At 34.6% G+C, this 24,525-nt stretch carries 21 protein-coding genes; 12 read left to right on the plus strand and 9 right to left on the minus strand.

The features are described from left to right. Window positions 1-14: 14 nt before the first annotated feature. Window positions 15-878: a hydroxymethylglutaryl-CoA lyase gene (locus EM308_RS17475; RefSeq protein ID WP_035633164.1), complete on the minus strand. Its 864-nt coding sequence runs from the start codon at window positions 876-878 to the stop codon at window positions 15-17. Window positions 879-935: 57 nt separating this feature from the next. Then, on the minus strand, window positions 936-1,955 hold the full coding sequence (locus EM308_RS17480) for a quinone-dependent dihydroorotate dehydrogenase (RefSeq protein ID WP_035633166.1): 1,020 nt from the start codon (window positions 1,953-1,955) through the stop codon (window positions 936-938). Between the two features lie 200 nt (window positions 1,956-2,155). Between EM308_RS17480 and EM308_RS17485 the strand changes: the two genes are divergently transcribed. The 4 genes from EM308_RS17485 (at window position 2,156) to EM308_RS17500 (ending at window position 6,432) form a co-directional block, all read left to right on the plus strand. Continuing rightward, a complete protein-coding gene (locus EM308_RS17485; protein ID WP_035633292.1) occupies window positions 2,156-3,049 on the plus strand; it encodes a dienelactone hydrolase family protein in 894 nt (297 codons plus the stop codon). Window positions 3,050-3,228: 179 nt separating this feature from the next. Further along, window positions 3,229-3,669, plus strand: a complete 441-nt coding sequence (locus EM308_RS17490; protein WP_035633170.1) for an SRPBCC domain-containing protein — start codon at window positions 3,229-3,231, stop codon at window positions 3,667-3,669. Window positions 3,670-3,869: 200 nt separating this feature from the next. Beyond that, window positions 3,870-5,219, plus strand: coding sequence for a Kelch repeat-containing protein (locus EM308_RS17495; protein ID WP_035633174.1), 1,350 nt, complete (start codon window positions 3,870-3,872; stop codon window positions 5,217-5,219). Between the two features lie 163 nt (window positions 5,220-5,382). Next, window positions 5,383-6,432: a hypothetical protein gene (locus EM308_RS17500; protein ID WP_035633177.1), complete on the plus strand. Its 1,050-nt coding sequence runs from the start codon at window positions 5,383-5,385 to the stop codon at window positions 6,430-6,432. A 315-nt stretch (window positions 6,433-6,747) separates the two neighbouring features. Here the strand turns inward: EM308_RS17500 and carB are convergent, their stop codons facing one another. Both carB and rpmH read right to left on the minus strand, forming a co-directional pair. Continuing rightward, window positions 6,748-9,603: a carbamoyl-phosphate synthase large subunit gene (gene carB, locus EM308_RS17505; RefSeq protein ID WP_035633180.1), complete on the minus strand. Its 2,856-nt coding sequence runs from the start codon at window positions 9,601-9,603 to the stop codon at window positions 6,748-6,750. A gap of 155 nt (window positions 9,604-9,758) precedes the next feature. Further along, a complete protein-coding gene (gene rpmH, locus EM308_RS17510) occupies window positions 9,759-9,920 on the minus strand; it encodes a 50S ribosomal protein L34 (RefSeq protein WP_008464848.1) in 162 nt (53 codons plus the stop codon). 165 nt (window positions 9,921-10,085) lie between these two features. On the opposite strand from rpmH, the gene EM308_RS17515 reads away from it, so the two are divergent. Both EM308_RS17515 and EM308_RS17520 read left to right on the plus strand, forming a co-directional pair. Further along, the gene (locus EM308_RS17515) at window positions 10,086-10,601 is read left to right on the plus strand and encodes a hypothetical protein (RefSeq protein WP_035633183.1); all 516 of its coding nucleotides are present in this window, start codon (window positions 10,086-10,088) and stop codon (window positions 10,599-10,601) included. Between the two features lie 171 nt (window positions 10,602-10,772). Beyond that, complete coding sequence (locus tag EM308_RS17520) at window positions 10,773-11,441, plus strand: TlpA family protein disulfide reductase (RefSeq protein ID WP_051877607.1); 669 nt, start codon at window positions 10,773-10,775, stop codon at window positions 11,439-11,441. Window positions 11,442-11,500: 59 nt separating this feature from the next. On the opposite strand, the gene EM308_RS17525 is transcribed toward EM308_RS17520, so the two are convergent. Then, window positions 11,501-12,172 (minus strand): alpha/beta hydrolase, encoded by a 672-nt coding sequence (locus EM308_RS17525; RefSeq protein WP_035633186.1) that lies wholly within the window; start codon window positions 12,170-12,172, stop codon window positions 11,501-11,503. A 273-nt stretch (window positions 12,173-12,445) separates the two neighbouring features. Between EM308_RS17525 and EM308_RS17530 the strand changes: the two genes are divergently transcribed. Continuing rightward, window positions 12,446-12,748, plus strand: coding sequence for a GNAT family N-acetyltransferase (locus tag EM308_RS17530; RefSeq protein WP_035633188.1), 303 nt, complete (start codon window positions 12,446-12,448; stop codon window positions 12,746-12,748). A 228-nt stretch (window positions 12,749-12,976) separates the two neighbouring features. Here EM308_RS17530 and EM308_RS17535 read toward each other — a convergent pair whose 3' ends face one another. The 3 genes from EM308_RS17535 to EM308_RS17545 all read right to left on the minus strand — a co-directional run bounded on the left by EM308_RS17535 (window position 12,977) and on the right by EM308_RS17545 (window position 16,439). Then, window positions 12,977-14,611: an ABC-F family ATP-binding cassette domain-containing protein gene (locus EM308_RS17535; RefSeq protein ID WP_035633190.1), complete on the minus strand. Its 1,635-nt coding sequence runs from the start codon at window positions 14,609-14,611 to the stop codon at window positions 12,977-12,979. Between the two features lie 231 nt (window positions 14,612-14,842). Continuing rightward, a complete protein-coding gene (locus tag EM308_RS17540; RefSeq protein ID WP_035633192.1) occupies window positions 14,843-16,018 on the minus strand; it encodes a GlmU family protein in 1,176 nt (391 codons plus the stop codon). A gap of 169 nt (window positions 16,019-16,187) precedes the next feature. After that, complete coding sequence (locus EM308_RS17545; protein ID WP_035633195.1) at window positions 16,188-16,439, minus strand: type B 50S ribosomal protein L31; 252 nt, start codon at window positions 16,437-16,439, stop codon at window positions 16,188-16,190. Between the two features lie 241 nt (window positions 16,440-16,680). Between EM308_RS17545 and EM308_RS17550 the strand changes: the two genes are divergently transcribed. The 5 genes from EM308_RS17550 to EM308_RS17570 all read left to right on the plus strand — a co-directional run bounded on the left by EM308_RS17550 (window position 16,681) and on the right by EM308_RS17570 (window position 23,021). Further along, the gene (locus tag EM308_RS17550; RefSeq protein ID WP_035633198.1) at window positions 16,681-17,220 is read left to right on the plus strand and encodes a DUF4199 domain-containing protein; all 540 of its coding nucleotides are present in this window, start codon (window positions 16,681-16,683) and stop codon (window positions 17,218-17,220) included. Continuing rightward, entirely contained in the window at window positions 17,220-18,176 is a 957-nt protein-coding gene (locus tag EM308_RS17555) for a glycosyltransferase family 2 protein (protein ID WP_035633201.1), read from the plus strand. The genes EM308_RS17550 and EM308_RS17555 overlap by 1 nt, the downstream gene beginning before the upstream one ends. A gap of 260 nt (window positions 18,177-18,436) precedes the next feature. Beyond that, the gene (locus EM308_RS17560) at window positions 18,437-20,164 is read left to right on the plus strand and encodes a phospho-sugar mutase (RefSeq protein ID WP_035633204.1); all 1,728 of its coding nucleotides are present in this window, start codon (window positions 18,437-18,439) and stop codon (window positions 20,162-20,164) included. Between the two features lie 78 nt (window positions 20,165-20,242). Next, window positions 20,243-22,075, plus strand: a complete 1,833-nt coding sequence (locus EM308_RS17565; protein WP_394332820.1) for an ABC transporter ATP-binding protein — start codon at window positions 20,243-20,245, stop codon at window positions 22,073-22,075. Between the two features lie 244 nt (window positions 22,076-22,319). Beyond that, a complete protein-coding gene (locus tag EM308_RS17570) occupies window positions 22,320-23,021 on the plus strand; it encodes a DUF2971 domain-containing protein (protein WP_035633206.1) in 702 nt (233 codons plus the stop codon). Between the two features lie 637 nt (window positions 23,022-23,658). Here the strand turns inward: EM308_RS17570 and EM308_RS17580 are convergent. After that, a complete protein-coding gene (locus EM308_RS17580) occupies window positions 23,659-24,381 on the minus strand; it encodes a hypothetical protein (protein WP_035641315.1) in 723 nt (240 codons plus the stop codon). Window positions 24,382-24,525 lie beyond the last annotated feature (144 nt).

The raw sequence follows: 24,525 nt of genomic DNA on the forward strand, positions 1-24,525 counted from the left end.
TTTAAGCCAAATAATCAATGAAATTCCCAAAAGATTTTTGATGCTTCATTATAAGCACTTTCAAAACTCATTGGACTACAATTAGTTTTTTCTTTCTGAACCGTAAAATAAGACAATAATTTCTCTGTAGGCATATTTCCAGTTAACTTATCGGTTGCCATGGGACAACCTCCAAAACCCTGAATAGCTCCATCAAAACGGCGACAGCCACCTTTGTAAGCCGCATCAATTTTTTCCAACCATTTATCTGGTGTTGTATGAAGATGAGCACCAAATTCAATATTAGGATATTGCGGAATCAGATTGGAAAATAAATAATCAATCACTTCGGGTGTAGAACTCCCGACGGTATCGGAAAGGGATAAAATTTTCACACCCATCGAAGCCAATTTTTCGGTCCATTGCGCTACAATATCAACATTCCAGGGATCTCCGTAAGGATTACCAAAACCCATGGAAAGATACGCTACGGTTTCTTTATTGGTTTTATCAGCAAGATTTAATATTTCTTCTAATGTCACCAAAGATTGCGCAATTGTCTTATGCGTGTTCCGCATTTGAAAATTCTCTGAAATCGAAAAAGGAAAACCTAGATATTGAATAGCCGAATGCTGGGATGCTAATTCGGCCCCTTGGTAATTGGCAATAATAGCCAATAATTTACTTTTTGTTTTAGATAAATCAAGCTGCGCCAAGACTTCGGCCGTATCCCGCATTTGAGGAATGGCTTTGGCCGAAACAAAACTTCCAAAGTCAATGGTATCAAACCCCACGCGCAACAAAGATTGAATATAACTCACCTTTCTTTCGGTAGGAATGAAGGCTTTTATGCCTTGCATTGCATCTCGCGGACATTCGATAATTTTTATTGCCTTCATAACCTTCAAATATATAAAAAGGTTTTGGGTTACACAGATATAAAAATCGTTATCCTACTATTTTTTTGACAAAATTGCTTTATTTATTTCTTTTATTAATGCCGGACCTTCATAAATAAAGCCAGTGTATAACTGAATCAAACTTGCACCTGCTTCCAATTTTTCCAAAGCATCTTGTGCAGAATGTATTCCGCCAACCCCGATAATAGGGAATGCTTTATTGCTTTTTTCAGACAAAAAACGAATCACTTCGGTAGAACGTGAAGTCAATGGTTTTCCAGATAACCCTCCTGTTTCCGTTTGATTTACAGAACGTAATCCGCTTCTTGAGATTGTTGTATTGGTTGCAATTACTCCTGCAATTTTGGTATCATTCACGATATCAATAATATCCAGCAATTGCTCATCTGTAAGATCTGGAGCAATTTTAAGTAATATTGGCTTTTGCTTTGGCTTTGCCAAATTCTTATTCTGCAAAGTTTGAAGTAATTGGGTAAGCGGCTCTTTTTCCTGTAACTCTCTAAGATTTGGCGTATTGGGCGAACTAACATTTACCACAAAATAATCTACATAATCATATAAAGCATCAAAGCAAATCTCATAATCAGAAGTGGCATCTTCGTTTGGAGTCACTTTGTTTTTCCCTATATTTCCACCAATAAGTACGCCGTCATTTTTCTTTAATCGATCAACTGCCTCCAGAACTCCCCCGTTATTAAAACCCATTCTATTGATGATTCCGGAATCTTCTATAAGTCGAAACAAACGTTTTTTATCATTTCCCGGTTGCGCTTTTGGGGTAAGTGTCCCAATTTCTATAAAACCGAAACCCAAATTTGATAACTCTTTGTACAAAACGGCATCCTTATCCAATCCTGCTGCCAATCCCACTGGGTTTTTAAACTTTAAACCAAAAACTTCCGTTTCCAATCTTTTGTCATTTACCTGATACAACACTTTTAAAAGCGATGGAATTCCAGGTATTTTTGAGATTAATTTGATAAATGAAAAAGTAAAGTGGTGTACTTTTTCGGGATCAAAACAAAAAAAAATGGGGCGTATAAAAGTCTTGTACATAGTTCAAATATTGATTGGCGCAAAAGTAAAAAAATCTTTTCATTTTTAAATCATGAAAATACTTTTAAAGTAATTGATTTCTACAAATTAATCAGTAAAATCAATGCTAAAAACCACCTCAATTCCATAATCAGAAAATTGAGTTTTTACCAAAACAATCACTTTTTTTCCTAAATTAGTTGGTTCAAACCAAAAAAATTATGAAAAAACTAACCAAAGAAGATATCAGTCAGGAAATTTTTGACCTGTACGATGACTACGCCCACAACAAAATAGAGAGAAGACAATTTATCGAAAAACTGTCACTTTTCGCAATAGGAAGCCTTACGGTTCCTTCGCTCCTTAGTTTTATGACTCCCAATTATGTGGATTCCATCACTGTAAAACCCGATGATCCGAGACTGAAATCGGACTATATTACTTATTCATCACCAAAAGGCGGAGGATCAATCAAAGGGCTTTTGTCGGAGCCGGCAGAAGCCAAGAAAAAATTACCCGGAATCATTGTCGTTCATGAAAACCGCGGCCTAAATCCTTATATCGAAGACGTGGGAAGACGAGCTGCACTGGAAGGTTTCATCACCCTGGCTCCAGATGCCTTAACACCACTGGGCGGTTACCCCGGAAATGATGACGCAGGACGAGAACTTCAAAAAAAACGCACCCGAGAAGAAATGCTCGAAGACTTTATTGCTGCCTACGAATACCTGAAATCCCACAAAGACTGTAACGGTTATATAGGAGTTGTCGGATTTTGTTTTGGAGGTTGGATTGCCAATATGATGGCGGTCAAAATCCCAACTTTGTCCGCGGCAGTTCCCTATTACGGAGGACAACCCACCGCCGAAGAGGCCGAAAAAATCAAAACCCCACTCCTATTGCAATATGCAGGACTGGACACGCGCGTCAACGAGGGTTGGCCTGCCTACGAAACCGTACTCAAAAAGAACAAAGTCGAGTACACCGCTTACATTTACCCCGGAGTCAATCACGGTTTTCACAACAATACCACTCCCCGATACGACGAAGCCGCCGCCACGCTATCCTGGACGAGAACCATTGATTTTTTCAAAGAAAAACTGAAAAAGAAATAATCGCAAAATGCCGATTTTTGGGAGCAGAAACATTTCGCCTTTTAAGAAATATCCTCCCGCTATCCGTTACAATCTTGTGTGCCGAACCCCGGCACACAAGGATTTTCACTGCTATCGGGGCTAAAAATCGGCATTTTGCTTTTTTAAGATCATTCCCAAAAAAATTAAAAAATAAACTTATGAACCTAACAGCCAAAGCAACAATACAAATTCAAAAACCAATCACAGCCGTTTTTGAAGGCATCGTAAATCCCGAAAAAATGACCAATTATTTCATCTCCGAAAGCACTGGTAGAATGGAAACAGGAAAAGAACTAATCTGGAAATTTCCCGAATTCCCAATGGAAGTTCCCGTAAAAAACATCAAAACCGAAATCAATCATTCCGTTTCATTTGTTTGGGATCCAGAAACCGTCGTAACAATTATTCTAGAAGCACAACCCGACAAAAGCACCGTTGTAAAAGTAACCGAAGACGGAAAACCTTACAACGAAAAAAACCTAAAATGGGCTTTGGGAAACACCGAAGGCTGGGCCAATTTCCTCGCCTGCATGAAAGCCTATCTCGAATACGGAATACAACTCCGAAAAGGAGCCTTTGATTTTATGAGGCAAAATTAAACTGGATTTCGTCACGACAAATCAGCCACAGATTTCACATATTCACACGGATTTCTTTAATAATAATCATTATACATATAATCTGTGTGAAAGCTGCGGATAAAAAATTCACGACATCAGAATATTGCAGTTTTCATGAATCATTTTAAAGAAATTACTTATTTTTAATCTTTTTAAAATCCCATAAACAAACATACATTTTGAAAACAGTAATTTTATTTCTACTTTTTTTTCCTGCAATTTCAATCGCACAAAATAGTATTGGCACCGTAATTGGCAAAAAAAGCAACCTCCCCATTGAAGGAGTAAATATTACCATTAAGCCTTTCAATTCAACTACTACAACTGATAAAGCTGGCAAATTCAAATTGGAAAAAATTACAGAACTTCAAAAAATTGACACTTTATATTTCTCTCATATTGGTTATACTACAAAAAAAATAAGCTTCAACGAATTTGAGAAAAATGAATTCACAATTTTTCTTGATGAACAAACAGAACTTTTAGATGAAGTGGCTCTTTCATTTTCCCAAAACAAACAATTAAAATCAAAAATTTCATATACAAAACTAGCTCCGCTAAAATATGCAATTTCTAATTTTGGTTCGGTTTTAAAGGATAATAAAATCTATGTAATTGGCGGTGATGCCTCTTTTAAAAGAGATGCTTGGAAAAAATTACAATATGAAAACCCTGATCCAACATTGACAGATTTCATCAATGAACTTAAATATCCAAATTCAGCTCAGATGTACAAAGGAAACATCATGGTTTATGACATAGAAAATGATCGTTGGGATGTCTCGAAAATAAAATTTAGAAAAAGAGCTTATCATAATCTAAACGAATACAACAATAAAATTTATGTCATAGGAGGTAAAAGCATTTCTGCGAATGGTTTATTCGAATATCTGGATAATAAAATCGAAGTATTTGACATAAATAGACAAACCATTACAATTGATAACACCAATCCTCATCAAGCAGCAGAATTTGCTTCTTTCACCTATAAAAACAATTTAATTGTCATGGGAGGCTCTATAAAAATGAGTCAAAAAGGAATAAAGCAATACACAGACAAAGTTCATTCCTATGATTTTGATTCTGGTTATTGGTATGAATTAGAATCAATGCCAATTGCCAAAGAAACTACGGGGATTCTGATTAAAGACAAGATCTTCCTATTTGGTGGTTTTAACGGAAATCCATTGTCAATAATAGAAAGTTTTGATTTAGTTACCGAAAAATGGCAAACAGAAGGAAATATGTTTTGTACATTAAGTAGCCCTGCAATTGGCTCAAACAACGATTTGATTTACTTATTTGAAAACGAAAAAATCTATACTTACAATATTTATTCAAAAGAACTAAAAGAATACTTAATTAATTTACCCATGAAAGCCTCCAAACTATTCTTCTTAAACGAAAAACTGTATTTACTCGGGGGATATATTGAAAATTATTATTCTAAATTTCCTTCTCCAAATCTTTACAGTATTGATATAAATGAGTTTAAAAACACAAAACCAAACAGAATGATAATTTTATAACCAGAATTAGAAGAAAACCTAATAATGGCTTTTTTCTTTAAATTTAAGGCTTAAAAAACTTCAAAAAAACAAGAAAGAATTTAGCTCTATTTTAAACAGAGAATTGAATTAGGTATGTAAAAAAAAAAATTAGTTATTAAAAGCCCCCATTAAATCCAATTAAATGAAAACAAACATAATATTCCTTTTTTTATTTTTTTCAAATCTATTCATCTATTCTCAAAAAAAACCAATTGAAGGAGATATTAATAACAATCTTTCCATAGATTTTAATGGTTGCGTAAAAAGTATAGAAATTAAAAGTTCTTCATTTAATGAAAAAAACAAAACTATTGATACAACTACAGCTGCTAATAAGGTATTCTTTGCTAAAAATGGAAACATAACAAAGCATGTATATTTTGACAAATCGCATAATAATGAATGGAAGACTATCGAATATGATGCATTAGAAAGAATAAAAAACATAAAAATAAAAGAGGATGGAAAAACCAGAATAATTTCAGAACAATTTTTTAATAATTTCTCAGATTACCCAGATTCTACAAATATGTATTATTACAACAATTTTAAAGAGCAATACATTAACCGCTTCGATAAAAAAAAATTAATAAAACAAGAATTTTATACCCAAGATACATTAAGACATTACAACACCTATATTTATGATAAAAAAGGAAGGTTAATAAAAGATTTTTTCATTAACACAGAAAATGGTTTTGGTATCACTTTGGGAGCAAGTATTACGGGTGATAAGGATGAAAAAACACTAAACCCAAACGATTCTATAATTTTTGAATACAAAAAAATAAAAGACACTTTAATAACAATAAAATATCGAACGAAACTTTGGAAAGAAATTAAAAAAGAGATAAAACACAAAAACTTTTCATTAGAGATTTTAGAAACATATAATAGAAATTTTTTAGGAAATTCCAGACACATATATAAATCCAAAGACTCAATTTCTGATTGTACATATTATTATGATGAAAAAAGACAAATTCGCAGTTTTTTCAAAACAATTACGACTCCAAAAAGCATAGTTTCAAATTGGAAATCAGATAGTTTTTATAGCAATAAAGAAAAAACAGAAACAATTAATATTGAAACTGATTATGATACTTATAATAATTGGATAAAGAAAAAATATTCCAAAGATAATATCACTACATCATTAATTACAAGAAAAATAGAATATTACTGTCACTAATTACACGGATTTTCTTTTAACCCGATAGCGCGGATTTGCAATCCGTGCCCGTTCCTACTATCAGTCAACTTTATTTTTCTATCCTTTAACCCTCTTTATTTTATTATTTCCTATGGCTATATACTTTGTGGGCACGGATTGCAAATCCGCGCTATCTAAGATTCCTCGTTCCTCGGAATGACAATATAGTGTAAAAAATGAGTCGAATAATATATTGTTAATCTTCCGAACACTTGTGATTGCAAATCCGCGCTCCCTAACTTTAAACAAAAAAAAGCCCCTAAATTGGGGCTTTTTCAATATATAAACTTGAGCTTATTTACTCAAATACATTTTTCTTCTGGAGTACAATTCGTAGAATTGATCGTCTTTCAAGTCATCAATAAACAAGATGCTTTCTCCAGTCGATTTCATTTCTGGTCCTAATGCTTTGTTTACATTCGGGAATTTGCTGAAAGAGAAAACCGGTTGCTTGATGGCAAATCCTTTCAATTGAGGATTAAAGTCAAAATCGGTTACTTTATTATGTCCCAACATTACTTTGGTTGCATAGTTTACATAAGGTTCTCCATACGCTTTTGCAATAAACGGTACCGTTCTTGAAGCTCTAGGATTCGCCTCTATGATAAAAACCGTATCGTCTTTTATCGCAAACTGGATATTGATTAAACCAACTGTCTTTAATGCTCTCGCAATTTTGTGAGTATGATCTTTTATTTGTTGCATCACGAATTCTCCTAAGTTAAAAGGAGGCAATGTAGCGTTACTGTCCCCAGAGTGAACTCCGCAAGGCTCGATGTGCTCCATTATACCTATGATGTAAACATTACCATCTGCATCACAAATTGCATCAGCTTCTGCTTCAATCGCACCATCTAAATAATGATCCAAAAGTAATTTGTTTCCTGGAATCGTTTTCAACAAATCGATAACGTGTTCTTCCAACTCCTGTTTGTTGATTACGATTTTCATCCCTTGACCTCCCAATACATACGAAGGACGAATCAATAACGGGAAGTCCAGAGTATCCGCCAATACAGATGCTTCTTCAGCTGTTTCAGCAATACCGAATTTAGGGAAAGGAATATGTAATTCTGTTAATAAATCAGAGAAACGACCTCTGTCTTCAGCTAAATCCAAGGCATCAAAACTAGTTCCAATGATTTTTACACCATATTTTGAAAGTTTATCAGCCAGTTTCAATGCAGTTTGACCTCCTAATTGTACAATTACACCTTCCGGTTTTTCATGGTTGATAATATCAATAATATGCTCCCAGAATACCGGCTCGAAATACAATTTATCGGCTGTATCAAAATCAGTTGAAACCGTTTCTGGGTTACAGTTGATCATGATGGTTTCGTATCCACATTCTTTTGCGGCAAGAACTCCGTGCACACAAGAGTAATCAAACTCGATTCCTTGCCCAATTCTGTTTGGTCCAGACCCAAGAACGATTATTTTCTTTTTATCAGTGACAACACTTTCGTTGTCAACATAACGCTCTCCGTTGGCTTTTTCGATTTCAGCCTCAAAAGTAGAGTAATAATATGGTGTTTTTGCTTTAAACTCAGCTGCACAAGTATCAACCAATTTAAACACACGGTTGATATTCATGTTCAGACGCAAAGTATGTACATCGCTTTCCAAACAGCTCATCATATGGGCCAATTGTCTGTCGGCAAAACCTTTTTGTTTGGCTTCAAGCAATAATTCTCTTGGTAATGTCTCCACTTTATAGTTTGAAATTTCTTTTTCCAAAATATAAAGTTCTTCGTATTGTTTTAGGAACCACATATCAATTTTTGTGATTTCGTGGATGCGGCTCAACGGAATTCCCATCGCAATAGCATCATAAATCACAAAAACACGATCCCAACTTGCATACGTCAGTTTCTCGATAATTTGCTCGTAGTTTTTGTATCCTTTTCCATCGGCACCAATTCCATTTCTTTTGATTTCCAAAGATTGGGTTGCTTTGTGAAGTGCTTCTTGGAACGAACGACCGATTCCCATTACCTCACCTACCGATTTCATTTGAAGTCCCAAAGTTCTGTCGGCTCCTTCAAATTTATCGAAGTTCCAACGTGGTATTTTCACAATCACATAATCCAAAGTCGGCTCAAATAAAGCGGAAGTCGATTTTGTAATTTGGTTTTGCAATTCATCAAGATTGTATCCAAGAGCCAATTTTGAAGCAATTTTAGCAATTGGGTAACCTGTTGCTTTAGACGCCAAAGCAGATGAACGCGATACACGTGGATTGATTTCGATAGCAACGATATCTTCTTTTTCGTCTGGAGAAACGGCAAACTGCACGTTACATCCACCCGCAAAGTTCCCGATACTGCGCATCATCAATATAGCGTAATCACGTAATTTCTGGAATGTTCTGTCAGACAAAGTCATTGCTGGAGCAACAGTGATTGAATCTCCTGTGTGGATTCCCATAGGATCCATATTTTCTATAGAACAAATGATTACTACATTATCATTTTTATCTCTCAAAAGTTCCAACTCGTATTCTTTCCAACCCATTAAAGCTTTGTCAATCAAAACTTCATGAATTGGTGAAGCTTCAAGACCTCTAGTCAATAACACATCAAAATCTTCTTTTTTATACACTACAGCAGCTCCGGTTCCTCCAAGTGTAAAGGAAGGACGAATTACTAATGGAAAGCCAAATTCCTGAGCAATCTCTTTACCTTCCAAAAACGAAGTAGCCGTTTTTGCAGGTGCGGTTGGCACTTTAATTTTTTCCAAAAGTTGTTTAAACTGCTCACGATCTTCGGTAATATTAATAGCATTTACATCAACACCTATTAATTTTACCCCAAAATCTTGCCAAATCCCTTTTTCTTCTGCCTCCAAACATAAGTTCAAGGCAGTTTGCCCTCCCATTGTTGGAAGTACCGCATCAATTTGCGGATGTTCTTTAAGGATTTCAATAATAGATTTTGTCGTTAACGGCTTCAAATAAATATGATCCGCCATAGACGGGTCAGTCATAATTGTTGCCGGATTGGAATTGATTAGAATCACTTCAATCCCTTCTTCACGAATGGAACGAGCTGATTGTGAACCTGCATAATCAAATTCACATGCTTGACCAATAACTATCGGACCTGAACCTATTATTAAAACTGATTTAATTGATGTATCTTTTGGCATTTTATTATGTATTGTAGTTGTTGTTTTTTTATTACTTAAAATTTGAAATTTGTTATAAAAACCACAAATATCAAACTCAACTAAGACAGTACCGCTTGGGTATAAAAAAAGGCGATACTAAAAAAAGTAACGCCTTATAGATGTTTACATAAACATTATTTTTTGTGTCTAGGTTCGCTAGAAACAGTCAATTTATGTCTTCCTTTAGCTCTTCTACGCGCTAGAACTTTTCTTCCATTAGCAGAAGCCATTCTATCCATAAATCCGTGTTTATTTCTTCTTTTTCTTTTCGATGGTTGAAACGTTCTTTTGCTCATTGCTTTGTATATTTAAATCTTAATTATAGTATCTAGTTCTTTTTGAGTTTTGCTTCCTTCAAAACCGAGTGCAAATATACAAAGACTTTTTTTTCTGGCAAGTAGTTTTTAAAAAATATTTTTAAATCCTTTTACTATCTTTGCACGCATAAATCTTTACATATTATGTTTCATAAAAATATTAAACTTATTCTTGTCGGACTCATTATAATCACTGGTATCTGGCAATTTACAGAAAGTAATATAGGAAACGGAATTTTTCTCATTCTGCTGTCTGGAATTCCACTTTTTTTATATTTCAAAAACGAATTTATCCTACTTGCCTTTTTAAAACTAAGAAAACAAGATTTTGAAGGAGCCAAAAAATGGTTAGCATACATCAAAAATCCGGAAACAGCTTTGGTCAGAAAACAACAAGGATATTTCAATTACCTGCATGGAATTATGCTTTCGCAAACAAACATCAACCAAGCCGAAAAGCATTTCAAAAAAGCTATTGAACTTGGATTATCTATGGACATGGATTTGGCTGTTGCCAAATTAAACCTTGCCGGTGTTGCCATGTCCCGCAGAAGAAAACTGGAAGCTACTGCTTTGTTGAACGAAGCAAAAAAGCTAGACAAGCAAAACATGCTTAAAGAACAAATCACAATGATGAAAGAACAAATGAAGAAAATATAATCCCTGATTAATTTCTCATTTTATCCTAATTTCTCAAGACCATCCAAAAAAAGGATGGTTTTTTTTACGCCTAAATGCATTATATCTGATTAATTTGCTATTCAACGTTATTTTTGTATCTTTAACAACAAAGGAGTACTTTTGCCGAACATTTTTCGTCCTAAATCATTTATGCGCAGATTCTTATACGCCTTAATTTTGTCGTTATCCTTAACCATTTCCTATGGCCAAGACACGATCACCTACCTATCTGAAGCCATAAAAGAAAATATCAATCCCTACAAAAAAGCAAGCAATAAAGCATACGAAAAGAGAGACTTTGAAGAAGGAAGAAATCTTTTTGATTCTTTGGTAAAAAACAAATTGGTCGGGACAAAATTTGACGATTTTAGTCTAAAGGTTTACAAAGACAAAAACGTAAAAATAAACCGAATTCAAAAACCTGTTTTCATTATAACCTACGCCTCCTGGTGCGTAATCCCTAAAGGAGAAATTCCCGCTTTAAACATTTTGGCAAAAGAACATCATGACGACCTGCAAATTGTTGTGGTATTTTGGGACAAAAAGAAGGATTTAAAAAATATTGCCAAGAAATTCAACGACAATATCAAAGTATGTTATGCCAATGAATACTACTCCAAAGATTCGCATATCGTAGCTAGCATCAAACACACATTAGGTTTTCCTACTTCGATTTTTCTTGACGAGAATAAAAATGTCATTGCCATCAAACATTTTGACAGTAAAATAAAAATTAAAACTCCAATCAAAGAAGCCATTACCTGCAGCTACAATTACTTCAGCAAAGACATTAACGAAAATATGGTAAAAGCTCTTTGACCAAAAAAAAGAGCCCTACAGAGTACAACTCAACTTTCACAATTAGTATATCTTAAATTTCACTCAACCTTGTTTTGGCCCAATATTATTTTCGGCAAATTTGTATTCAACCACCTAAATTTAGTCAAAATCATCACGTGAGTTCCTCCTTTTACAACTATACAACCATCTATATTCTTAATCGGAAATATATCATCAACATCGCCATGTAAATGAACCACCTCTTGGTCAACAACATTCCTATTCCACAAAACAACCTGCTCAATAGCCCAATCCAAATAATGTTCGTTTCGCACCGAAAGGAATCTTTCATACAATTTCAGCCTCTCATTTACTTTTTTACCAAAAGAAAATCGGGCAAAATTTTCAATATTTTGAGCCAAACTTACAGGAATTAATTTATAGGCTTTCGTTTTTTTTGCAATCACTATTCTTTTAGGATATTCCAAATTACTTTTCACGCTCGAAATAATTATAACTTTACGCGTGGGAATAAAGCGTTTCATTTCCTGAACCAAAATCCCTCCGAAAGAAACCCCTATCAAAACCGGATTTTCATGCTTAATCTTGGTTGTCATCCTTTTAGCATAACCAGACAGCGATTCCTTTTCCTTTGGAATTTCCCATTCCAAAAAAAACATTTCAAATTCGGATTCAGAAAGTTTTATCCTTTCAAAAATAGCCGAACTAGCCGCCAAACCCGGCATAAAATAAACAGGAATTTTATCCATAACCAAAGCAGTATTAATCAATACAAGTACTTATCAAAACGCCTTTTAAAATTAAATATTTTATTTCCATTTTAAGAGTCTCATTACTGATATTTCAAAAAAAAAAAAAAAAAAAAAATCTAACCAGCCAATGATCAAAACAATTCCCAAACAAAAAACAGCATCTTAATAATTCCGTTTCACAAGTTAATCACAAAAACACTTAAAACTGACTATCAATTGATTACCTTTGCATAATCTAAAAAAATCTTCCTCAGACTTAAAAAATAAAAAATGGAAACCATTACAAAATTAGAAATCAAAGACAATACTTTTGCGAGACAATTTGAAACAAAAGTAGAATCCGGGATAGTATCTATTGAATATTCGTTTCAGGAGAAAAAAATATTTTTAACCAAAATCAATGTTCCCGATAATCACACCGACGAAGAATTTATTTCAAATTTCCTAAAAAACATTATGGAAACCGCCACTGAAAAGAAACTAAAAGTGGTGCCCATTCATCCAAAAATTGTTCTTTTCTTTAAAAAAAATCCAATCTACAAAGAATTACTTCCGCCGGGTATTCGCATATAAAATCACAAATTATCATTATTTTTTCACGCAGAATCCGCAGACTTACGCAGATTTTTTATCAAAAAAAAAAAAGACAATTCGTACCAAAAGCTTAATTTTCTTAAAAACATCTCTCTTCGAATTTGTGTTAATTTGTGTAATTTGTGGCTATTAGAGTATCCGAGCTAAATAATAAAAAAAGCAGAAGAAATTAAACTTCTGCTCATTTGATTTATAAAAAATAAAAAATTATTTTTCGATTTCTTTCATACTGTCCATTTTCTTGTGAGCCAGGAAGCCGGCAATATCCTCAAAATGCTCAACTACACGTTTATTTCCAAATTCAAAAACTTTTGTTGCCAATCCGTCAAGAAAATCACGGTCGTGAGAAACCAGAATCAAAGTTCCGTCAAAATCACGCAAAGCATCCTTGATAATATCTTTGGTTTTCATATCCAAGTGATTTGAAGGTTCATCCAGAATCAACAAATTAACCGGTTCAAGCAATAATTTAATCATTGCCAAACGTGTTTTTTCTCCTCCAGAAAGCACCTTAACTTTCTTGGTAATATCATCCCCATGAAACATAAAAGCGCCAAGAATGTTTTTGATTTGCGTCCTTACATCCCCAACTGCAATATCATCTATCGTTTCAAAAATGGTTGCGTTTTCGTCTAATAATGCCGCTTGATTTTGAGCAAAATAACCAATTTGAGAATTATGTCCAATTTCAACCGAACCACTATCAGGAGCAAACTCTTTCATTATAGCTTTGATCATTGTTGATTTTCCTTCTCCATTCTTTCCAACAAAAGCCACTTTTTGACCTCTTTCGATAACAATATTTGCATCTTTGAAAACAATGTGATCTCCGTAAGATTTGGACATATCTTTTACAATCACAGGATATTGTCCGGAACGAGCTGCCGGCGGGAATTTCAAACGTAAAGCCGAAGTATCTACCTCATCAACCTGAACAATTTCTAATTTTTCCAACATTCGAACACGAGATTGAACCGCGTCTGTTTTAGAAAATGTCCCTTTGAAACGATCAATAAAAGCTCTATTATCAGCAATCATTTTCTGTTGTTCATCATAGGCTTTCTGCTGATGAATACGACGATCTTTCCTTAATTCCAAATAATGGGAATACTTTGCTTTATAATCATAAATGCGCCCCATTGTTACTTCAATAGTACGATTGGTAATATTATCCACAAAAGCCCTGTCGTGGGAAATTACCACTACCGCTTTTGCCGAATTAATCAGGAAATCTTCCAACCATTGAATACTTTCAATATCCATATGATTCGTTGGCTCATCCAGTAAAATCAAATCTGGCTTACGCAAAAGTATTTTTGCCAATTCAATTCGCATTCTCCAACCTCCTGAAAACTCTGATGTTTGACGCGTAAAATCTTCACGTACAAATCCAAGTCCCATCAAGGTTTTCTCGACTTCGGCTTCATAATTCACCTCTTCGATAGCGTAAAATTTTTCGCTTAAATCCGAAACCCTTTCTATCAACTTCATATAAGCATCACTTTCATAATCTGTACGAACAGTCAATTGCTCATTGATTTCGTCGATTTCGGCTTTCATACTGAAAATTTCGCCAAATGCTTTGGAAGCCTCCTCCATTACAGTAGCATTATCTTTTGTCAACAAATGCTGAGGCAAATAGGCAACAACAGCTTCTTTTGGCACCGAAATACTTCCCGTACTAGGCTTACTTTCTCCGGCAATAATTTTTAGCAGAGTCGATTTACCTGCACCATTTTTACCCATAAGGGCAATTTTATCATTTTCGTTTATTGCAAAAGAAACATCACTAAAAAGAGTTGTTCCACCAAATTGAACCGAAATATCGTTTATTGTAATCATTATTTTCTGTGAATTCGTTTAATCGGTTAATCGTTTATTTGATTACCCATTTTTTTGAAGGTGCAAAGATAGATTTAATTAAGACAATGTGCCAATTAGATAATTATATAATTTTCATTACATCCAAAAATCTATTTTTAAGCAAAAAAGCTCCGCAAAAGCACAAAACTTTCACGAAGCAATTCATTTTAATTATCTCATTGTCACATTGACACATTATCTAATTACTTCTCAATCGTTCCTCCATTTTTTGGATTCATCAAAAATATGCTGTAAAATAGCTGCTTCTTTATCATCAAACTCCACACCTCTACGCTCCATAACCAATCTCGCCGTTTCAAAAGCTTTTTTGGTAATATAAGTTGTAAATCCGGTTGCTCCTCCCCAAGAAAAACTTGGAACAAAATTGCGAGGAAAACCACTTCCGAAAATATTAGCACTTACACCTACTACGGTTCCTGTGTTGAACATCGTGTTGATACCGCATTTACTGTGATCTCCCATCATCAATCCACAAAACTGAAGACCTGTTTTTACGAAACTTTCTGTTTCATAACTCCACAATTTCACTTCTTCGTAATTGTTTTTCAGATTCGAATTGTTGCTGTCTGCACCAATATTACACCATTCGCCCAAAACAGAATCCCCTAAATAACCTTCATGCCCTTTATTAGAATTTGCAAAAATAACTGCATTCTTCACCTCTCCTCCTATTCGGGAATGAGGCCCAACAGTAGTTGCTCCATAAACTTTGGATCCCATTTTTACCTGAGCATTGTCACACAAAACAAATGGACCACGTATCACTGCGCCTTCCATAATTTCAGAATCTTTTCCTATATATATAGGTCCTGTCGAAGCATTCAATGTAACAAACTCCAATTTCGCACCTTCTTCGATAAAAATATTCTCAGGCGCAATTACATTCACACTTCTAGGAATTGGCTGCGACTTTCTATCCTCGGTCAAAAACTCAAAATCGGCTCGAATTGCCGCATCATTCTTCGAAAAAATATCCCAAATATGTTCAATCGTAATACAATCATCATTATATTCCAGAATATCATAAGTATCAAAATCTACCGATTCTTGCTTATCATCTGTATAAAAAGCCACAACATTATCACCCTTAAAAACAGCTTGGTTTGGCCCTAAATTAATAATCATTTCCGCCAAAACAGCATTAGGCAAAAATGAGGCATTAATCATTATGTTTTCATCCAATTCAACCATTGGGAATTTCTCTGACAAATATTCCTCTGTCACGGTTGTCGTGGTAGAACCCAAATAAGCTTCCCATTTTTGACGAATGGTCATAATGCCTACAAGAATATCGGCTACCGGACGGGTAAAAGTAAATGGTAACAAAGCATTTCGAGCGGGGCCGTCAAAAAGTATGTAGTTCATAAATTAAGTTAAAAATTATTAAAATCTGATTTGGTTATCAATGCAAAGTTACAACTAATTTTATATGTTGATAAAAGTTTAGAAGCAGTAGTAAGAACGAGCACACTAAATTTTTGCATAAAAAAACCCCGCAAATTGCGAGGTTTTTGATGTATTTGAACAGTTAAAATTATTTAACGTGTTTAGCGTATTTAGTTTTGAATTTATCAATACGTCCTGCAGTATCGATAAGTTTAGATTTACCTGTGTAAAAAGGGTGAGAAGTTCTAGAAATCTCCATTTTTACAACTGGATATTCAACACCTTCGTGGATAATAGTTTCTCTAGTCTCAGCAGTAGATTTAGTGATAAAAACATCTTCATTTGACATGTCTTTAAAAGCAACTAATCTGTAATTTTCTGGGTGTACACCTTTTTTCATCTTGAATCTTTTTTATTTGTTAATTATAATTTGCCTTGAAGCTTTTCTTCTGACAGAAAAGGTATAGACGCACCATAACTTTTTGTTTTAACATTATTATTTTGAGTCTGCAAATTTACACTTATTTTTTAATATACAAACCTTTGTGTTACTTTTTTTAAATAGGCGTAAAAATCATTTTTTGCCTGCCATTATTTTGGGAATTACTATATTTGTGGATTAATTAAAAATCATATACCAAATGGTAAACGAAATCGTAAAAAGAAACGGAATAAGTTTCGGTATAATAATAGGCGTTGTTTCTGCCTTAATAACTGCAACGATATATGCTATAGACATCAATCTTTTCATATCGGGTTGGCTTGGCGCCACCATTATTGGACTCTACATTATTATTTCGATTATTTTACTGGTAAAAACCAAAAAAGACTTAAACGGAGTTTTCCCTTTCAAAGAAGCTTTTACCACTTATTTTATTGCTGCACTTATTGGAGTAGCAATATCTACAACTTTCAACATTATTCTTTTCAATTTTATTGACCCATCTATAAAAGACACTTTAAAAGAGTTAACAGCAAAATATACTATGGAAATGATGCAGAAATTTGGAACACCAACCGCTGCCATCAATGAAGCCATGAAAAAACTGAACGAAAGCAACCCTTATTCCATAATTGAACTATTAAAAGGCTCCATTTACAGTGTCGTTGTCAATTGTATTTTCGGATTAATAATGGCTGCATTCTTTAAAAGCAACACTACACAGCAAGTATACAAATAATGAATTTATCAATACTCATACCGCTTCTAAACGAAGAGGAATCCCTGCAGGAATTATACACTTGGATTATTTCGATAATGAAATCTAACAATTATAGTTATGAAATCATTTTCCTTGATGACGGAAGCACCGATGAGTCCTGGAACATCATTTCGGGATTTGCAGCAGAAAACACAAATGTAAAAGGAATCCGATTCATGAAAAATTTTGGAAAATCACAGGCTTTGCATGCCGGTTTTGCCAAAGCAAAAGGTGACGTGATTATCACAATGGATGCCGATTTGCAGGACAGCCCGGATGAAATTCCTGAGTTGTATGAAATGATTACCAAAGAAAAATACGATTTGGTTTCGGGGTGGAAAAAGAAACGTTACGACTCTGTTGTAGCCAAAAATCTTCCTTCGAAACTATTCAATTGGGCTGCGAGAAAAACTTCTGGAGTTGAATTGAACGATTTTAATTGCGGACTGAAAGCTTACAAAAATGTTGTTGTAAAGAACATTGAAGTTTCTGGCGAAATGCATCGATACATTCCGGTTTTGGCAAAAAATGCCGGTTTTGGAAAAATTGGCGAAAAAGTGGTTCAGCACCAAGCCCGAAAATATGGGGAAACAAAATTTGGAATGGAACGTTTCATTAATGGTTTTCTCGATTTGATTACAATTTGGTTCCTATCCCGATTTGGAAAAAGACCAATGCACTTATTCGGTGCGATTGGTTCTGTCATGTTTATTCTGGGATTCTTGGCAGCCGGTTACATTGGCGCTTCAAAACTATACCATATGTATATGGGAATGCGTTATAATTTGGTAACCAATAACCCTTGGTTTTATATCTCATTAACAACAATGATTTTGGGAACGCAATTGTTTTTGGCAGGATTTCTTGGAGAAATTATTTTGAGAACCAAACACAATGAAGAACGATACAAGGTTGCAACCGAGGTGAATTTTTAATCCTCTCCCCCGGCCCCTCTCCGAAGGAGAGGGGAGCAGGAAAGGATAAATATAATACTCTTTGAGGACGCAATTTGCGCCCTCAAAAAAATAAAACAAAACAAAGAATCAAAATAGGTTATAAAAACTGGTTTTCTTGCTTTATGGACCTAGCCCTGATAGAAGCGGCATCCTTTTCTTGCTTTCTTTAAGCAAGAAAAGATATAGCGAATAGCAGGAATAGCTCCAAAAAAACAGAAAAACATCTTAAACTAAATACAATGTACATAGCACAAAACATTTTAGATGCAGTAAACGAATGGTTGACTCCATCATTCGACAATGAAACTCAAGTAGCTATTAAAGAATTAATGACTACTTCGCCAAAAGAACTTGAAGATAGCTTTTATAAAAATTTAGAATTTGGAACAGGCGGAATGCGCGGTGTGATGGGTGTTGGAAACAACCGCATCAACAAATACACGCTTGGAAAAAACACTCAGGGACTTTCCAATTATATGAAAAGCGTTTTTCCGGGGCAAAATTTAAAGGTCGTTATTGCCTACGATTGTCGTCATAACAGCCAAACTTTGGCCAAAGTGGTTGCCGATGTTTTCTCTGCAAATGGTATTCAGGTGTATTTGTTTTCGGACTTGAGACCTACTCCGGAATTGTCTTTTGCCCTTAAATATTTGGGTTGCCAGTGCGGAATTGTCCTTACGGCTTCGCACAATCCGCCAGAATATAATGGTTACAAAGTGTACTGGGAAGATGGTGGACAGATTGTTCCTCCGCAGGACGGTGAAATTATTCAGGCAATCGAAAGCTTGAATTATGACCAAATCAATTTTTCGGCAAATGAAAATCTGATACAATATATAGATACTGAAATCGATGAAGCTTTTGCAAAATCATCGGTTGAAAATGCTAGTTTCAACACATCGGCAGCAGCCAAAGACAACCTGAACATTGTGTTTACTTCTTTGCACGGAACCTCGATTATGTCTGTTCCTGGTACTTTGGAAAAAGCGGGCTATAAAAATGTGAATATCGTTCCGGAACAAGCCAAACCAGATGGGAATTTCCCAACCGTTAAATCTCCAAATCCTGAAGAACCGGAAGCATTGACAATGGCACTTGCGCTTGCAGACAAACTAAATGCCGATATCGTAGTGGGAACAGATCCTGACTGTGACCGTTTGGGGGTTGCCGTAAGAAACAACGAAGGCAAAATGATTTTGCTAAACGGAAACCAAACCATGATTTTGATGACGGCTTTCTTATTGGAACAATGGAAAAAAGCCGGAAAAATAAACGGAAAACAATTTGTGGGTTCTACTATTGTTTCCACTCCTATGATTTTGGAATTGGCAACAGCTTACGGTGTAGAATGCAAAGTAGGATTAACTGGTTTCAAATGGATTGCCAAAATGATTAAGGATTTTCCGGAACTGCAGTTTATTGGCGGTGGAGAAGAAAGTTTTGGATTTATGGTTGGTGATGCCGTACGCGATAAAGATGCCGTTGCAGCCACTTTATTGATTTGCGAAATTGCAGCTCAGGCAAAAGCTAAAGGAAGTTCTGTTTACAATACTTTATTACAATATTATGTTGATTTTGGTTTTTACAAAGAGCATCTGATTTCTTTAACCAAAAAAGGAAAAGAAGGTTTAGCAGAAATCAACCAAATGATGGTTTCCTTGCGTGAAAATCCTTTGAAAGAAATCAACGGACAAAGAGTGGTTATGGTGGAAGATTATAAATCATCTATTGCCAAAAACCTGTTTACAAACGGAGAAGAAACTATGGCCGTACCAAAATCGGATGTATTGATTTATTATACTGAAGACGGATCAAAAATATGCGCCAGACCAAGTGGAACAGAACCGAAAATTAAATTTTATATCAGCGTAAAAACCGAATTGGACAGCGTTGCCAATTTCACCAAAGTTGAACAAGAATTGGACGAAAAAATTAAAAATATAATTGCTGCTATGCAGTTGAACTAATTCATTTGCAACAAAAAAAAATCGAATTAATTAGTTGAAAACATACTAATTAAATTGATTTCAACACACTTATCAAAAATGATAGATTCTAATTTACTTAAATTAATTCCATACACTAAAGCCTATACAAGTAACATTGTTTGGAATATAATTTACAACATTTTGTATGCTTTATTCAGCACCATTTCGATGCTTTCATTACTTCCGATGATGGAAGTTCTTTTTGGCAAAACAAAATCTATCCCAAAGGAGCCAGTTTTTGAAGGAATCGGAGGAATAATGGATTATGGCAAAGATATGCTTTATTACTATATCTCAGAATTAAACAGAGAAAGTGGTCCCCAATTTGCCTTGTTATTAGTTGTATCATTGGTGATTTTTACATTTTTGTTAAAAAATCTCTTCAACTATTTGGCATCATTCCATATTATGCATCTTAAAAATGGTGTTCTAAGAGACTTAAGACAAACAATGTACGACAAAATCATTGAGCTTCCTGTCTCTTTTTATTCCGAAAAGAGAAAAGGAGATGTAATGGCCCGAATGCTTGGAGATGTTGGAGAAGTTCAAAATTCCTTTTTTTCAATATTAGAACTTATCGTAAAAGAACCTCTAACAATTGTCTTTGCATTAATTACCATGTATGTCATCAGTTGGGACCTTACACTTTTCGTATTGATTTTCATCCCTATTTCGGGATTGATTATTTCCAAAATAGGAAAAAATCTAAAAGCGAAATCGTTACAAGCCCAAAACGAAGGAGGACACTTAATCTCAATTGTAGAAGAAAGTTTAACAGGTTTAAAAGTGGTCAAAAGCTATAATGCGGAAAGCCGCTTTAAAAAGAATTTTAACGATTCTATAACCAGACTTCTAAAACTGTCCAACAGCATAGGTAACAAAAACAATTTGGCTTCTCCGCTAAGTGAATTCATGGGTATTACTACAATAGCTATATTACTATGGTACGGAGGTAATTTGGTTTTAGTGCAAAAGACATTAGATGGAGCTGAATTTATTATTTACCTAACCTTGGCCTATAACATCCTAACTCCTGCAAAAGCAATTTCAAAAGCTTCTTACTCTGTAAAAAATGGATTAGCGGCTGCAGAACGTGTCTTTGAAGTATTGGAAGTCAAAAACGAGATTACAAACAAAGAAAATGCCATTGTAAAAACCACCTTTGATGATTCCATATCCCTAAAAAACATTAACTTCAGATATGCAAAAGAAAATGTTTTGAAAGATTTCTCCCTAGATGTCAAAAAAGGACAAACTGTTGCCCTTGTAGGACAATCCGGAAGTGGAAAAAGTACTATCGCCAATTTGCTTACCCGTTTTTATGACGTAAATGAAGGAAGCATCACCATCGATGGGATTTCTATTAAAGACATGGAAATGCACTCTCTTCGAAACTTGATGGGATTGGTAACGCAAGACAGTATTTTGTTTAATGACACCATAAAAGCCAACATTTCCTTAGGAAAAGAAGATGCAACCGATGAAGAAATCATCGAAGCATTAAAAATAGCCAATGCTTACGAATTTGTAAAAGATTTACCTCTAGGCATCAACACAAACATTGGCGACAGCGGAAACAAACTTTCGGGTGGACAAAAACAACGTCTTTCCATTGCCCGCGCTGTGTTGAAAAATCCTCCAATCATGATTTTGGACGAAGCCACATCAGCCTTGGATACCGAAAGCGAAAAATTTGTTCAGGTCGCTCTTGAAAATATGATGGAAAACCGAACTTCGATTGTAATTGCCCACCGCCTTTCAACCATTCAAAAAGCTGATTTGATTGTAGTTATGCAAAAAGGAAAAATCGTTGAACAAGGCAGACACGACGAACTTATTGCCATGAATGGTACTTACAACAAATTAGTAAATATGCAGTCTCTTGAATAATGATTTTAGATTTGCTTCGACAGTTCACTCCATGGGCTCGTGCAAAGCCATTAAGTTAAGCTTGGTCTTTTCTCGCAAAGGCGTAGAGACGCAAAGTTTGAAATCAATTTCTTTGCGTCTTCGCGGCTTTGCGAGCCAAATTTTACGCAAAAATGAGGGTCAAAGCGATTTTTAGCTTTTAGGCTTTTAGTAGGAGTTAATGACAGTCATATGGCTTTTTGAAAAATTGAATTAAATTCAAACTATGTATCTCAATAATCCCAACATAAAACTTCCGCAAGACCAAGATACCATCGTATGGAAATACTTGGACCTGTCGAAGTTTTTGGATTTATTGCTTTCGCAAAAATTATTCATGTCCCGTTCCGATAAATTTGAGGATCAATATGAAGGTACTTTTAGCGAGCCAACATTTGAGGAAATAAAAAAACTCTCCATAGACAATCCCGATTTCCTGAATTACTACAAAACACATCGGGAAAAAGTCGCTATCAGCAGTTGGCATATCAATGAATACGAATCATTTGCGATGTGGCAAATTTTCACCCAAAACAGCGAAGGTTTAGCCATTCAGTCTACCGTGAAAAGACTTCAGGATGCGCTTCGACCCGAAAACAACTACAAACAATATATAGGCGAAGTCAATTATATCGATTATAAAAAAGAATATATTCCGTTTGACGATATGTTTTTCCCTTTTTTATTCAAACGAAAAAGTTTTCAATACGAGCGTGAAGTTCGCATCATCTCTGATGTAACCGACAGCAACATCAAACTAAACGACGGTCTCAAAATCAACGTTGATATCTCCCAATTGATTGATAAAATCTACATCCATCCCAAATCAGAGAATTGGTATAAAAACCTAGTGATTCAGTTGGTAAAGCAGCTTGGATTTGATTTTAAAATAGAAAAATCAGATTTGGAAAGTGATATTTTGATTTAGGTGGTTTGAGTTTTTTTGCCACAAATTACACAAATTAGCACTGATTTCTTTTTGAGAGAAATTTGGACTTACTCATACTCGTTGCAAACGAGCACTAGATGGAAAATCACAACCTCCGACTACCGAAAAAACTACAACCTTTTAAAGCGATGATTGTCTACAGTACAATTAGAGTAGTATTTCACTAATAAAAATCCAAAAAAATAATGGCCCAAAAGCAATAAACATTTGTATGAAAAATTCAAGCCAAGTTGCATCTTTTGATTCAATATCAGTACAGTGTTTTTTTGAAAAATAAAAATGGCGATTTAATTTTTTGAGTATGTAATTATCTGCACATTTAAATAAAAACAAAATTGATATTGGTATTAAACACACAAAAATAAACTTGTCATTATTTTTAAATAGCTGGACAATTTCTAGAATTATTGGAATTAGAGACAAAACAAGAAAAAACTTAAAATAATTACACTTTCGAAGTATTTTCCCTTCACCAACCATGAATGGTAAGATGTAAATACCGCAGAAAAATAAAATCCAACCAATCATGTTATTGCATCTGTTTTTAAACATTGCAGTCAATTTATAAAAATTGGCGCAACGCATAGCTGATTTTCCGTTTATGACCTTAACCTCATTAAATCGGATTATAACTTTCTGCTTTCCAGTCTTTACTTGTCAAATCAATGTAATTATAATGCACTACATCATTACTGTCAAATCTTCCGTTTTTGTTGGTATCTTCCACGGTTCTAAAATAGAGGCGGTTTTGGGATTCGATTAAATTCCAGTCAATCAATTCCTGATAATCAGCAGAAACTTTGGTTAATTTTTCCCCACTAATTTCGCTCAAATACAAAGTTGTAATATCGCTCACATCGAGTTTTCCGTCTTTATTGGTATCCATATCCATCATGGCATAGACCATAATTTGCTTTTTGAGTTTGTCGGAAACCTTTTTTAAATAAGTCGCAGTCTGAATCAAAACCGGTTTATCTGTTAAGGCTTTTATCGAATCAGAACCAATTTTCTGAAATTTAAGATTCTGCAAATAACCCGTAATTTCATTCTCCGATTCATTGGAAATCGTGAAACTCAAATCATTCACACTCGAAGAGCCATATTTAGTTTTCGCTCCTTTTTCATAAACACTCAAATCACCTACCGGATGGATCAAATAATTGGTTCCCTCCATTTGTATTGGCAAATCGGCAATTTTTATCTGAGTTGTATCCACTTTTGCAGGCTCTTTCACCCCTTTTGAAGCATCATAAATTACTTTCGGTTTTTCTACGTCTTCTTTACAGCTTGCCAAAAGCAAAAGCGAAATCCCAATACAGGCAAAATATAATGTTCTCATACTGTCTTACTATTAAAAATATACTCAAATGTAATCATTTTTGAAAAATGCAAAGAAATATAATTGGATTTAATACTAAATATAAATGAAGAGCAACTTCCCCTCTTTTGAAGAGGGGTGCCCGTAGGGCGGGGTGTTTCACCA

It is taken from the genome of Flavobacterium gilvum, assembly GCF_001761465.1.
GTDB classification, from domain to species: Bacteria; Bacteroidota; Bacteroidia; order Flavobacteriales; family Flavobacteriaceae; genus Flavobacterium; species Flavobacterium gilvum.